Raw genomic sequence first — 13,148 nt, forward strand, 5'->3', positions numbered from 1 at the left:
GTTTTACATCGGCAGAACCTTCACTCCTGGCTCAGTTTTCGGTCGGCAACAACAATCGACCGCCTGACGCGCAGCTTGGCCGACTTCTCCAAGATGGTCGAAGTGTTCGAGCGTCACGAGGTGTCCTTCGTATCGGTCACCCAGCAGTTCAACACCACCACCTCGATGGGTCGGCTGATGCTCAACGTCCTGCTGTCGTTTGCCCAGTTTGAGCGCGAGGTCACCGGCGAGCGCATCCGCGACAAGATCGCCGCTGCCAAGCGCAAAGTGATGTGGATGGGTGGCGTCCCGCCCCTGGGTTACGACGTCGACAACCGCCTGCTGGTCATCAACGAGGCCGAGGCGGCGGTGGTGCGTCGCATCTTCGAGGAGATGCTGACCATCGGTTCTCCAACCCAGATCGCCGTCAACCTCACCGCCGACGGCATCACGACCAAGGCCTGGACGACGCAGGAGGGCCAGACCCGCAACGGTACGCGCATCGACAAGAAGTACCTGCACAAGCTGCTGCGCAACTGCATCTACCTGGGGGAGTTGTCGCACAAGGGGAACTGGTACCCCGGCGCGCACCCGCCGATCATCGACCAGGAGCTTTGGGACAAGGTTCACGCGGTGCTGGCCAGGGACGGGCACGCCCGGTCGGTGGAGACCAAGATCCGTTCGCGCACCGACGCCCTGCTGCGCGGCCTGCTGTACGCCCCCTCGGGCGAGCGGATGTACCCGACCTACTCGCGCAAGAACGGGCGCAAGTACCACTACTACGTGTCCAAGTCGGAAAGCCGGTTCGGCGCACCGGGCAAGAGCTATGAACGCCTGCCCGCACCGGAGATTGAGGCGGCAGTGGTGGCCCAGATCCGCACGGTGCTGACCAGCCCGGAATCCATCGCATCGGTGGTGCGCCAGATCCAACGCAACGGTGGACAGGTCGACGAGGCCACCACGGTAATGGCGATGGGACGGCTCAACGACGTGTGGGATCAGTTGTTCCCGGTCGAGCGCCACCGTATCGCCAACCTGATGATCGAGCGCATTGACCTCGTCCACGTTGGCGAGGTGCAGGGCATCAGGGTGAAGTGGCGGGAACTGGGCTGGGACGCCCTGATCGGTGAGTTTGCCCCGAGGGGGATCGGCGCAGAACTGGTGGAGGTCGAGGTCTGATGGACGACACACTGGAAACCTTCGTGCCCCTGACGTTTCGCCGCCGGGGCGCGCGGCGGGTGGCCGCCGACGACCGCCACGTTCACGACGTAACACTGCTGGAAGGGGTGGCACGCGGTTTCTACTGGCAGCACCTCGTGGACACCGGCGTGATGAAGAGTGGGTCAGACATTGCCCGGGCCGAAGGACTGCACCCATCGGTGCCCAACGAGCTGATGCGTCTGACCCTGCTCGCGCCCGACATCCTCGAACTGCTGATGGCCGGACGGCAGCCGCGCCGTATGAACCTGATCTGGTTCCAGCGCAACCCGGTGCCGGTGGACTGGGAGGCGCAGCGGCAGATCGTGAAGCGTTTTGAGGAGGAGAAATGAGCAAGAAGCACCGGGGCCGGTTCAAGGGTGATCCGGTCACCTATCAACTGCCGAGCCCGGCTGGCGGTGCGCAACTGGAAACCTTTGTGCCTTGGACGCTGGTGAAGCGGGGGCTGAAGAAGCAGGTCATCACGCCCTTGGACGCGCCGCAAGAGTTCCTGTCCGAGGCCACCCGAGAGCGGGAGACACGGTCGGCCGCGCAGGACACCGCGTTGATGCGGGCGCTTGGACTGGCCCACCACTGGCAACGCCTGCTGGACGAGCAGCGGGCGGCGTCGGTGGCCGAGATTGCCGAGGCCGAAGGCATGGACGTGACGCAGGTGCGCCGGGTCATGCGGCTGACGCTCCTGGCCCCGGAGGTCGTGGAACGGCTGGCGGGCTCGCCCGACGCAGTGCTGGAGAAGGTGATGCGCCGCCCCTGGCCCAACGTGTGGGGCGACCAGATGCGGGTGCTCGCGCCACCTGGGTGAGCGCGTCGCGCCCAGCGCCAGCAACCGCCTGCGGGCGGTTTTTTTGTGGCCGCTTGGCACTCGGTCGCCATCGCTACAGGAGTTGCCAACCACAACCGACCGCCTCTAAACCCGCGCCAGCAAAGGAAATGGCGTCGAGAACGCTCGCGTGGCCACCAGAGAAAACGGAGAACAGAGAGGCGTCGGTGGGGGCAAAAAAGACGACTTCGCAGGGGCGGCGCTCGCGAGGCCAGGCCCGAAAACCGTGCCAACACTGGGGGGAACGGGCGAAAAAAAACCAACCGAGAACGGTTGGTTTTTCAAATAGTGGTGGTGCGTAGTTTACTACCGAACTACGCGCTATTGGGGCCAATGAGCACGTGTGCGGCTTCCTGCGGGTGTTCCATTGCTCATTTCGTCAAAAAGGATCGCTTCCCGCCCGCCCGAGTAATTACCAACGATGCAATAGACCAGGCACCATCCTCATCTTCCTTTCCCCTGTGAACCGAACCCGGTATCAGAATGGCCTCTGCACCTCGCACGGCTGCTCGCTCAATAGCTTTTTCCTCGATCCGTGCAAGTAAGTCGCGCATACGCTGAGTAGCGTTATCGTGCTTACGTTTCGGCTTGCCCACAGAGGCGTAAAAGAAGAAGGCCCCAAACTGAAATGTTGAATCGCTATTGGCGAGCAAGGCGGAACATAGCCTGTCGATATCTGGGTGAATCTGTTGCCCTGTGGCAGACCAAATGGGGGATTTGATTTCAACTGCTGCACGAGGGTTTCCATTCGCCCAATACAGAACAACGTCAAACCGTCCATTTCTACGTTCGTGACTTGCCGCCCGACCACGACGAGACGCTCCAGCCTCCCTTCTGGTTATGTCTACCGGGACTTCTAGCAGTGCAAAAGTATTTGCGTGATTGCCAGCTGACCGTGCTACATAAGTTGATAGAAAATACTCGGGCGCCTCGTCAAACCACTCTCCGCCGCTAATGTGGAAAAAATCTGCTACAGCTTTCTCGCCACTGGAGATCATTGCTTCAACTAACTCGAGACCGCTTATCAAGCCTGGCATCAGGCCACTCTCTCTGATCGATTAGTGCTGCCAACCACCGAGGCCTTGATTTTCGAGAAGGAGTGGATTGAAGGTAAATGAGATTGTGTTGCCAAAGCTACAAGGGACATATTGGTTACATTCCAGCGCCGATCAAGGCTTTCATAAGTGCGGATCCCTTGACGATGCGATCCTCCGTATCTATCCCATTTTGCTGTGCGACCGAGGTTATCCATTCAGAAGGGCTGCCCGGGATGCCGTGAGTACTGAATTGACCAGCTAACTGTGCGAAAGCGCTCAATTGAGCAACATCTAGTCCAGTTGTGTCCCACAGCCAGCCATTTTCAATACAACGAATCTTCAGGCCGCTTTGGCGTAGCGTCAAATAGCGAGCATTGGTTTCATACCCGGGGAAACAGCGTGGCCAGCCTGGATTTCCGATTTTGTCAGATGCAATCTGAACCTGCTCAACCAATGCCATAAGATAGGGGTCGTAGTGGTAACTACGGTCATCACAAGAATTTCCCCGTAGCATGCACATAGAATATCCCGCAGTCGGCGAAATTACATGGCAACCTGACTCCCCACGGCGCATCATTTCATACTTCACAATGTAGTAGCGCCAATCCTTGGGGGTATCTGGATGATTCAGAAACGCATCCATAATGGATTTCGGCGATTCCCCAGCAGCCATATCGTCCAGCAATGCCATCAGTGGTGCTGTGGTGGGATGTGGTTTCTCGCCCTTTCTAGCTCGAAATAAATCTTCCCATGGTTCGGATTGCCTGGGAGCACCCAGATAGGTCAGCCGGTACGTTGAGGTACGCTGTACACTGCGTCCGTCGTTACCCTTTGCCATCAGGGCACCCGTGACCTGGTCATAGGGCTCTGCAAACAGGATAGAAAATTGCTGAGCACGATGCGTGAATGTGGTGGGATCGAGGTCAAAGACTGTCAGGCCGCCGCGTAGCAATGCATGGTCTTCGAGCCGATGCAAATTGTCCTGCAACGTGGGATGAGCTGCCAAAAAGGATTGCTTTGCCTGCTCGTTGGCCACTTGCACTTGGTTGAAGGTCAAAATCTCCGTCAATGGCCCCCCGGCCATGATTTTTTCCACTTCACTCAGCAAAGTGGGCATGTTGTTGCGCTCGCCGGCACGAATTTCGTCTTGAGACGCTTCGATCAGATTGCGCAGTTGGCGTAAGCGGAAATGAAAATCTTCCTGCGGAATCGAAACAATTAGCCCGCGTAGCACGCCGTAGAACAGTAAAGTGTGCGCCAAGCGCCAAGCACGCGTACCGTAGAGATCGCAGCAGGCTCGGAACATATCCACACCAATCTGCGTTTCATCGAAATCCCGAAAGTTGAAAACTCGCAGTGGCAGGGTATCCGCACTGCTAGAGCGTGTAAAAAGTTGCTCGAAGAGTTGCTTGATAGGGCGCGGCTTGCGTACCCCGTCCACCGCAGCGTCTAACCAAATATTCAGTGCCTGGGTGATCCAGTCCAAACATTCGCTCCCCCTTTTCGATCCTGGGCCGAGCAACTCATTGGCCAGGCGAGCCAGTTCTTGCGCGTCATTGGAAGATAGGTGATTTACCTTGACGTTATGATTCCAAGCCAGCACTTCGAAGAGAAAACGCAGATAACGTGTGACCTCCTCATCAATCAGGTCGTTATTGCCTCGGTAGTGCCAAAATAGATCGGCCCACTCCGTGTCGATCTTGCGCGAGAAATCGTCCACTTTGTCGCGGGGAATGTGACTGCTGTCATGCAACAGCCCTTCCAATTCCGCCTTGAAATTTTCGAATGCGGTGAGCGGTTTACCCCGCGAATTCATCTTTACGTACAACGAGTTGTCCAAGTGGTTTGCCCGGATGGGCAGAAGGTGAAAACGGATGGCAGGCTGCTGCGGGTCGATCAGGCGCAGCCATGCAGCACGCAGATCCTCGGGTGGGGTTTCTCGGTAGCGCAGGTGTAAATCATCCAGCACCACCAGCATTCCTTGGATGGTTGGATCATGCTTCCATGTGGGCAGGTAAGTGGCCTGATCTTGCAGCCAATGCGATAGTTTTCCTTGGGCCATGTCGGGGCGGCATTGGGACAAAAAACAGCAAAACGCTCGTGCTCCGGGGCGAGTGGCGTAGTGGAAGGCGTGCCATGGCTGGTGGATGCCTATCGTTTCAGGCAGATGCCAAGCCAGGTAGCAGTGCAGCAGGAACAGAGTGGTCAAACGCTGTTGGCCGTCCAGCGGATACAGCGTACCGTCGACTACGTCACCAAACACGAAGTCTAGGTCAATGCCCTCTGGGTTCTGCAACGCACTGCACAGGCTGTCGAGGAACTGCTCACGAATGGCATCCACCGGCATGCCACGGCGCCCTTGGGCATAGTCGCGCTGAATTAGTGGAATTTCAATGGCTTGAATTTTGGCGCTGTTAAACAACTGGGCCAGGCTAGTATGGACGGCGGCACTGTCTGGATTGCCTGCAGAGACGAGCGAAGTGTTTGTCATGGCGGCATATGTCATTTCAGGTAACACTCCAATCGCTTTTTGATTTCCGATAGATATGCAGTTTTGTCGGCTTCGCCCCAGAAGTGTGGTTGCAGATGTTTTGGATCGGTGTAGTATTTCAGAAAGACATTGCGTGTGGCTACCGGGACATACTCCCCAGCCCTATCCATGGCTAGTACCTTTTGCCGCTTGACCTCAAACACGGCATTGCTCAGGGCAGCATTGGCACCGTGTGACAATAAAGCCAGGTTGGCGATGCTGTGATCAGCTCCTGCCGCCTCGCCTGCAGGCTGTAGGGCCATTTGTACGCGGGCTGCCAGGGTGGCGAAGCGTTCGCCAAACCCCGGTGAGTGGGTGTCAGGCAATGCGTTGTCGATTTCCTTACACAAGGTTTCTGTCTCTGCCTTGTTATCCCGCGTTTTGATGGCGTCCAAGGCCTGGCGATGTTCTGTTAGCCAGGCGGCCCATTGATCGGCACGAGTCAGGCTTTGCGCGTTTTGTGCGTGGATGTGTTCCAGCGTCCAATCCTGTCCTATGTGTTTGTCGAACGAAAAGCGCTCACGGCAGATTTGCACATTGAAGAGCAGTAACAATTGCTGCAACTTGAGATACCCGCGCTTGGCATCTTGGTAACTTAGGCCGTTGTCCTCCAGTTCTTCCGCCTGAACATCAAGCGTCCGCTTGATGTGACTGACCAGCAATTCGTCAAATGCACTTTTGTTTTGCCCTTGTGCTAAGGCCTGAATTTCCCCCATGCGTGTGCCGCAGGCGGTCAAAAAACCAATTTTGTTGTATAGGTGTGGGGTTTCGAACCAGCCTAGGATTTGCGCGTGCAGGGCGACCACTTCGTCCCAGAAGGCCAGGCTATCAGTTGCAATCCGCGGGTGAAGCACATCAAAGGTATGGTAACGATGGGCTCCTTTGGCAGGCTTGTGCGCCAGCGTGTCAAGCAGCATCCCGATGCGAGGGCCGTGATGCTGATTCTGGTATGCGTTACTACCTGCCACAAATGCCCAGATTTCATCGCGCTGCAAATCCCGTTCTATTCCATCCCATTGGGCCGCGATTTCGGTTTCTCGCCCGGGCTTTGTGACTTGTACTTGGGTCAGCAATACCGCCTTGATCAGTTCGGCATCGGTAAGGGGAATACGTCCCCGATTCAGGCGAGTGAAGAGTGGAATGGAGGAAACTGTGCTGGAGGCTTCATACCAAATCACACGCACTGAGTCACAAAGATATCCGTGAATCCGATCGACCAGGCGTACTTTCATCTGAGGGTTGCTGGCCTTGGCATCGAACCACTCGCTAATCGTTGCAAATGCTTGATGTAGGTGAAAGTAATCAATGTTTTCCAATGCTTCCTTGGCATCCAGGGATTCAAGATACCCTTCGCTGCCGGGTCGGGTTTCATAGGCTAGGCTGTAGGAGGCACCGGAGGGCTTGTATCCGCCTTTGCGCATGTAATTAAAGATCAACCATAGCGTAGTCAACCGCTGTTGCCCATCAATTAGTTCCCAGTTGTCGTCATCAAGTTTTTTCACGACAACTGGCTGAAGGCTATAGTGATCGTTTTTCTTGTCGATACTCTCGGAAATATCGTCGAGCAATTTATTTACTTCATCTCGTGTCCAACGGTAACCCCGTTGGTAAGCGGGAATGAAGAAGTGCCCCTTGATTCCTTGGGTTTCCTCGCCCGTAGCCGGGTCATATCCGAACCCAATGGTTTTGTATTCCAGTTTACAGTTCATCGTGTTATTTCTCGTTGGTATTCAAGGGCATCTTACGTACCGCACACACACTCTTCCCAAACCCTCGCAGCCACCATTCCAGCATGGCGCTGTCGATGACGGTTGCCGTGATCTCCGTCTGCCTGTCATTGATTTCGACCACTTGCTGATCACTCGACAATGGAGTCTCCAGCATGTGCAGGCCGGCATTGCGTTCAATGCGGAAGGACAGACGAACCTTTTCTCCTTCGCCGAAACCGAAACGCCCATCGTCGTCATACTTTTTGAGGTCAAACTCCTTGGGTCTATCGAATGTCAGTGTCGATATCTCGGCCGACAATATGCGGTGTAGCGCCAGATTTCTCTCGTTGTCATAGCCGCGATAGCGGCAAACAAGATAAAGACGAGGCCCTTGCTGGACGAGGCCCAAGGGCATTACTTCCACCTTGCTCCGTTTTCCACCCGAGTTTCGGTAATCGAGATGAAGCCAACGATTGTTGTACAGGGCCTCACTGACGATCTCGAAGACGCCTGGAACAATCTTGGGCGGCAACAATGGCTGGCTGGTTGCCACGACCCTCACCTTGCCGGGCCACTCACGCTCCAGCCGCGCAGTGCTTTCGGGCCCAAGGTTTCGTTTGGCCTGACTGAAGAACCCTTCCATGGATTTCATCAACCGGGCTGGCAAAAGATTCTTCAGGTGCTCCTCTGCCAGTTGGAGAAGAAGCGATTCCTGAGGTGTGAGATTGGGTACCGCCAGCGCTTTTGCCTGTTCGAGCCAACGATAACCATAGGGTTTGCTTCGGTCGTCACGCTCAATCTCAAAATGCTCGCTGAGCATTTCCAGTTGTCGCTGGATGGTGCGCAGATCCCTGTCGATGCCGGCATCCTTGAGTTGCCGATGCAGTTCACTGGCGGTCACCTTTCGGCCGCGCGGAATACGGCGCAGTAACTCGACGGCAAGCAATACGGTTTCGAGTGTGTCGGAGCGCTTTGCCATCTCAGACCTTCAATGCCGCCCCTGTGAAGACCGACCACAAGCGAACCATGGCATAGGTGTCAAGCGCGCAGTAGGTCGACAATTGTTGCTCGATTTCGCTCTTGCGTGCCTTATTGGTTTGCGGTGCCAGCGCCTCCAGGAAGGCATCCATGGCCATTCCGCCATCCTGAACACCATCGAGATCTCCGTAATCCAAGTCCGGGCAGAGAGCCGGCAGCACGGCCTTGATGCTCCAACTGCCTTGTTGGCCGGGGTGGTAGTAATGGTCTCGAGCCACCGGCAACAGATCCACCACACGCTCGTTCAATGCCAGCAGTGGATAGGCCATACGAGGAAAGCGCTCAGACAACTCGCGGATACGGGCCGTTTCGAAACCGGCGTTGTAGACGAATATGGGACCTCGCTCGCCGCACGCGGCAATCAAGGCTTCGGCAAATGCCTTGGATGGATCGCTGCCTGTGAGATCGAGAAATGCTTGCTGATCGAGCTTGCCTGTACGTGAGAGGCGGTGGACACTGAACTGGAAAGGAATCTGCTGGTAGGGCCGTGTACCTTTCCAGATCGGTACGGCGAATTGGATGGTTTCAAAGTCCAGGAAATAGGCGGGCAGCTTGTAAGCGGCAAGCACTTGTGCGGTCGCCCGCTGGTCGAAATAAGGTTTGCCGGAGAGGGTGACCGCCTTGACGCGTTGCTGCTTGTCGTTAAGCAGTTCATCAGGCAAGTTACGAAGTTCTGTCAGGCCGTGCGCCTCGATGTGTGCCTGAAGCCCGTTGCTCAAGCGACCAGGCAGCCACTTGATCGGCTGCTCTGCCTGCGGTTCCTGGCTTTGGCAATAGGCAAGAAATCCGCACTCATAGGGACTGCCGCAGTGCTTGCCCGTAGCGATGCGAGGCTCACTTTTCTTGGCGACGATCTGTTGCGCCTCGGCAATCCAGCCGCGAACCTCTTCTCCCCGGCCGAAAACTTCATCCGTCAGGTCGTTTTCCAGCAATAGCCCGTCGTAATCCTCGTTGCCGGGGTAGACCCAATCGCTATTGATATGTGCGAGTGCAATTTTTGTGAGCGGAACACCGGACGAGCGGGCGACGAAGGATTGCACCGCCGCATCGTCACGATGGTAGTCCTTGACTGAGGTGGAAGATTTCACCTCGATCATGCGCCAGGCAAGTTTGCCGCCTTTTCTAACCGGCAACATTACGTCTGCAAGAGCCAACGCCCCTTCTGCACGGAAACCCGCTTCGAAGATCGGCTGGGCTGACTGTAGAAGTTCCTGGGTTCGGGCAAAAGCAGCATCAAAGCCGTCCGATTGCGGATCGATCAGAACGCCCTTCCCCTTGGGATCATACAATCGCCGCGCGATGTCGCCGACTTGATGCCCCACGGTAAAACTGGCCTGGGTGGCTGCAGAATCCTCGCGCAACTTGGGGCTATGTACCTCAAGCCATAGTCGCTTGGGGCATTGCCTGTAAGCAAGTAGTTTGGACTTCGAGAGCGTGCGCATTGATCCTCCCCTTTTTGTCAAATTATCCCATGCGGCTGATGGTCAGAGAAACCCAATCGATGCCTTTCCACCCTCTTTCACGGCACATTCCGCTTCCAAGGCCGAAACCAGTGTGGCCGGAGATTCGATGGGGCGGAATCGGTGTTGACGCAGCACGGCGGCAAAATCGCCTGGAGTCAGCCGTTCTAGACGCATCGTCCTTGTCAGCAGATCGGGCTGTGGAGCAGGGAGGTTGAGTTGTTTGCAGTAACAACGCACTAGTTCCCAGGCCTGTTCTGGCCGCAGAAAGTCGAACTTCACCTTGAGGTCGAACCGACGCAGCGCAGCCTGATCCAGACCTGTCATCAAGTTTGTCGAGGCGATGAATACGCCGGAGAACGATTCCATCTGGGTGAGCATCTCATTGACCATGCTCACTTCCCAACCACGCTGCGCCCCACGACGATCCTGGAGAAAACTGTCGACCTCGTCGATCAGTAGCAGCGCCCCATCCTGATCTGCCTGACGGAAGGCCCGCGCAATGTTCTTCTCGTTCTCCCCAACCCACATGGACATCAAATCGGAAGCGCGCTTGATCAGAAGTGGAATACCGAGTTGTTCAGCCAGCCACCGCCCATAGGCGGTCTTGCCGGTCCCGGGCGGGCCGTACAAGCAAAGCCGTCCAGTCCGCACTGCAACCAGGCCAGCAGCAACACTAGCCAGGTCGGCATCGGCATGGATAAAGCCTGGATCGTAGATTTCCGGCAGCCGATTTGGATCGTTCTGGACAAGAGGGCGATGTCCCTGTGCTTCAAGAGTGTTGCTGATTAACCGTTCAAATGCTGCGGCGCAACCCTTTTGGCCAAGATCATCACGTATCGAGCGAACGACGGAGCTTGCCTTGGCCACCACGGCTGGTGCCAGAGATTCGGCCTCGGCAATCCGAGAAACACTGGCGGCATCGATCAGGTCGCCACAACTTTCCTGCAGAATCCGCTCACGCTGCTTTTTCGGCGGCACGGGCAATTCGAACACCATGTCAAAACGGCGAATAAAGGCCGGATCGAGTCCATCAATGGAGTTGGACAACCAAAGCGTCGGTACTGGATTTTCTTCGAGCATTCGGTTGATCCATGCCTTGCGCACCTGGGCAGTACTCTTGCGACCGAAGAAACTGTCCCCGTCATTAAAGACATCTTCCACCTCGTCGAAAGCGATGAGTGCCTGACGTTGTGCGAAAAAGCTCTGCGCGGCGCGAAAGGCGCGCAGACGGCGTTCGCCATTCACTGGGTCACCATCGGCATCCTCGCTAGCCACCTCAAATAGTTCACATCCCAGTTCGTCAGCCAAGGCGCGTGCTAGCTGGCTTTTGCCCGTGCCCGGTGCGCCATGCAAGAAGATGTTGACGCCGCGCCGCCCCGTTGTGGCCGCATGCTGTAGATACGGGCGCAGAATTTCAAGAGAAGGGGCGATGTGACTGTAATCGGCCAGTTTGAGTTGTGACGGGCCTGCGGCGGATACGGTGCCGCGCAGCAGGCTGATCGGATCAGCCTCCGAAGATGCCATCAGATCGGCGAATCCATCGGAGAGCAAATCCAACTTGCCGCGTAGCGTGCTGGTGCCGCTACGGTCGACTGAAACCAAGCCGGAGCGGGCGAGAATGCCCTGTGCGTTCAGCGATGCACGAATTTCTGGCTCGGGCAGACTAAGAATCGCCGAGAGGGCATGAAAGACTTTGACTGATGAAATCTGGCCAAGCCAGTCGGCAGTGTCGTCCAAGAGCCGTTCATTGTGGATCGACACGGCGAACTCCAGGATTCTGCAATCGGTTGTACTGAGACCGACCAGATCGGACAGTTGTCCAACGTTGTTGCGAAGGCAAGCAGGCAGAGGGGCTTTTGCCCATTGTTTTTCCGCCTTCTGATGCAGCATCCGCAGCTCTGATTGAACGGCCTTGAGGTCAAAATCATTGGGAGACGGGTCGATCCAATGCCCCAGGCCAATCACCTCAGCCAACGTATCGTTGTTGAAGCCGTGAGAGCGTACGAATTCACGATGCCCACCCAGCGGCACCAGAATGCGCAGCAACCAGAGAAGAATGATGGGATCGGGATCAACCGCATTTTCGGTGTAACGCGAACGACGTATTGCCATGATGGTTTCTCCTTGTTGATGGAAACCATCATCCGGGTTGCTGCGACGTAATGTGTCACATCGATAGGTGCCGAGAAGCCAGAAAATTGCTTGGCTTCCTGATCGAACAGCGCGTTCATGGTGGCGTCGTCAATCACATCCCAGAGCCCACGATGAACACCAAGCCAACCGCCCTCGATATCTACCTCGCTCGCACCGCCGCCATCCACGCCAAGTTGGAACGGCTACAGCAACTCGCCGACGACCACTTCGGTCATGACCCCGATGCCATCCATTGGGGCCACGTTGGCGACCTCGGGCGGGTGGAGGCGGGGCTGAACGAACTGCTGGCGATCTTCGGCGACGACGAATGACGACGCCCACCGACCACCGGAGATCACCATGACCGCCCAAGCCAAACTCACCGATACCCAGACCGCCATCCTCAAGGCTGCCGCCAGCCGACCGGACGGCAACATCGCACCTCTGCCGGCCACCTTGCGCGGTGGCGCCCGCACGAAGGTCATCGAGGGCCTGCTTGCCCGAGGGTTGGTCGTTGATGCCGACGGCCACCATCTACTCACAGATGCCGGCTATGCCGCTGTCGGCAAACGTCGTCTCGTTCCCAACGGGGTCCAGAAAATGGACGCCCCCGATGCCCTCACGAAAAGCGAGGTCACCCACGCCCTCCAGAAATTGGAGGCCACCGCGCCCACCATTCGCCCCGGTACCAAACTAGCCGCAATCGTCAAGGCAATGCGCCACCCCGGCGGCGCAACCATCACTCAGATGATGGCCAGCACCGGCTGGCAGGCCCACACCGTGCGAGGTGCGATTTCCGGGATGCTGCGCAAGAAGCTCGGCCTGAACGTGGTGCTGGCACACAACGACACCGGCGAGCGGGTGTATCGCGTAGTCTGATCTGCTGCTCGGGGGTGTCTAGTCTCTGGAGGCCCTTACCGCTGCGCCGACGCGTCTGACGCAGCTGACGCAGTGCCACGTAACTCTCTATACGCGTGCGCATGTGCGCGCCTCACGGAAAGTTTCGATAACCTGTGTCCGCTGCGTCAGACGGTGTTGATCGCGTTTGTGGGCCGATTTCTTCAATCCATGTGGCGAATCGGCCGCAAACCCGCGCCAGTATTGAGTTTTCTTCCCTGGCCGTTTTTCGTGTGGGACAGGGTGCAAACCTGCGAACCTGGTACGCACCAAGGTTCGCACCTTCTGAATTCATTGCCAACCCGCACACGCCAGCACTGAAGC

General features: G+C 56.9%; 11 protein-coding genes. 5 read left to right on the top strand and 6 right to left on the bottom strand.

Translation table 11 applies throughout. The features are described from left to right. The 3 genes from ACE3RX_RS01110 to ACE3RX_RS01120 form a co-directional block, all read left to right on the top strand. A partial coding sequence (locus ACE3RX_RS01110) for a recombinase family protein (RefSeq protein ID WP_374479424.1) occupies window positions 1–1,158 on the top strand: 1,158 nt, incomplete at its 5' end. Further along, window positions 1,158–1,529, top strand: coding sequence for a site-specific recombinase resolvase (locus ACE3RX_RS01115; protein ID WP_374479426.1), 372 nt, complete (start codon window positions 1,158–1,160; stop codon window positions 1,527–1,529). The genes ACE3RX_RS01110 and ACE3RX_RS01115, both read left to right, overlap by 1 nt. Beyond that, window positions 1,526–1,999, top strand: coding sequence for a hypothetical protein (locus ACE3RX_RS01120; RefSeq protein WP_374479428.1), 474 nt, complete (start codon window positions 1,526–1,528; stop codon window positions 1,997–1,999). The genes ACE3RX_RS01115 and ACE3RX_RS01120 overlap by 4 nt, the downstream gene beginning before the upstream one ends. A gap of 389 nt (window positions 2,000–2,388) precedes the next feature. On the opposite strand, the gene ACE3RX_RS01125 is transcribed toward ACE3RX_RS01120, so the two are convergent. The 6 genes from ACE3RX_RS01125 to ACE3RX_RS01150 all read right to left on the bottom strand — a co-directional run bounded on the left by ACE3RX_RS01125 (window position 2,389) and on the right by ACE3RX_RS01150 (window position 11,906). Continuing rightward, window positions 2,389–3,054, bottom strand: coding sequence for a hypothetical protein (locus tag ACE3RX_RS01125; protein WP_374479430.1), 666 nt, complete (start codon window positions 3,052–3,054; stop codon window positions 2,389–2,391). A gap of 115 nt (window positions 3,055–3,169) precedes the next feature. Next, window positions 3,170–5,560 carry a DUF262 domain-containing protein gene (locus ACE3RX_RS01130; protein ID WP_374479432.1) on the bottom strand — a complete coding sequence of 797 codons (2,391 nt, stop codon included), beginning with the start codon at window positions 5,558–5,560 and terminating at the stop codon, window positions 3,170–3,172. Then, window positions 5,557–7,293 carry a DUF262 domain-containing protein gene (locus ACE3RX_RS01135; RefSeq protein WP_374479434.1) on the bottom strand — a complete coding sequence of 579 codons (1,737 nt, stop codon included), beginning with the start codon at window positions 7,291–7,293 and terminating at the stop codon, window positions 5,557–5,559. Before ACE3RX_RS01135 ends, ACE3RX_RS01130 begins: the two co-directional genes overlap by 4 nt. A gap of 4 nt (window positions 7,294–7,297) precedes the next feature. Beyond that, window positions 7,298–8,272 (bottom strand): helix-turn-helix transcriptional regulator, encoded by a 975-nt coding sequence (locus tag ACE3RX_RS01140; protein WP_374479436.1) that lies wholly within the window; start codon window positions 8,270–8,272, stop codon window positions 7,298–7,300. 1 nt (window position 8,273) lies between these two features. Further along, complete coding sequence (locus ACE3RX_RS01145; protein WP_374479438.1) at window positions 8,274–9,773, bottom strand: DUF2779 domain-containing protein; 1,500 nt, start codon at window positions 9,771–9,773, stop codon at window positions 8,274–8,276. 42 nt (window positions 9,774–9,815) lie between these two features. After that, entirely contained in the window at window positions 9,816–11,906 is a 2,091-nt protein-coding gene (locus ACE3RX_RS01150) for an AAA family ATPase (protein ID WP_374479440.1), read from the bottom strand. A gap of 152 nt (window positions 11,907–12,058) precedes the next feature. On the opposite strand from ACE3RX_RS01150, the gene ACE3RX_RS01155 reads away from it, so the two are divergent. Beyond that, complete coding sequence (locus ACE3RX_RS01155) at window positions 12,059–12,259, top strand: hypothetical protein (RefSeq protein ID WP_374479442.1); 201 nt, start codon at window positions 12,059–12,061, stop codon at window positions 12,257–12,259. A gap of 28 nt (window positions 12,260–12,287) precedes the next feature. After that, entirely contained in the window at window positions 12,288–12,806 is a 519-nt protein-coding gene (locus ACE3RX_RS01160; protein ID WP_374479444.1) for a DUF3489 domain-containing protein, read from the top strand. The last annotated feature ends 342 nt before the right edge of the window (window positions 12,807–13,148 follow it).

It is taken from the genome of Zoogloea sp. (assembly GCF_041914405.1).
Lineage (GTDB): Bacteria > Pseudomonadota > Gammaproteobacteria > Burkholderiales > Rhodocyclaceae > Zoogloea.

Coding starts and splice junctions, on each gene's coding strand:
- ACE3RX_RS01115 (WP_374479426.1), top strand. CDS start 1,158: ATGGACGACACACTGGAAACCTTCGTGCCCCTGACGTTTCGCCGCCGG.
- ACE3RX_RS01120 (WP_374479428.1), top strand. CDS start 1,526: ATGAGCAAGAAGCACCGGGGCCGGTTCAAGGGTGATCCGGTCACCTAT.
- ACE3RX_RS01125 (WP_374479430.1), bottom strand. CDS start 3,054: ATGCCAGGCTTGATAAGCGGTCTCGAGTTAGTTGAAGCAATGATCTCC.
- ACE3RX_RS01130 (WP_374479432.1), bottom strand. CDS start 5,560: ATGACATATGCCGCCATGACAAACACTTCGCTCGTCTCTGCAGGCAAT.
- ACE3RX_RS01135 (WP_374479434.1), bottom strand. CDS start 7,293: ATGAACTGTAAACTGGAATACAAAACCATTGGGTTCGGATATGACCCG.
- ACE3RX_RS01140 (WP_374479436.1), bottom strand. CDS start 8,272: ATGGCAAAGCGCTCCGACACACTCGAAACCGTATTGCTTGCCGTCGAG.
- ACE3RX_RS01145 (WP_374479438.1), bottom strand. CDS start 9,773: ATGCGCACGCTCTCGAAGTCCAAACTACTTGCTTACAGGCAATGCCCC.
- ACE3RX_RS01150 (WP_374479440.1), bottom strand. CDS start 11,906: ATGGCAATACGTCGTTCGCGTTACACCGAAAATGCGGTTGATCCCGAT.
- ACE3RX_RS01155 (WP_374479442.1), top strand. CDS start 12,059: ATGAACACCAAGCCAACCGCCCTCGATATCTACCTCGCTCGCACCGCC.
- ACE3RX_RS01160 (WP_374479444.1), top strand. CDS start 12,288: ATGACCGCCCAAGCCAAACTCACCGATACCCAGACCGCCATCCTCAAG.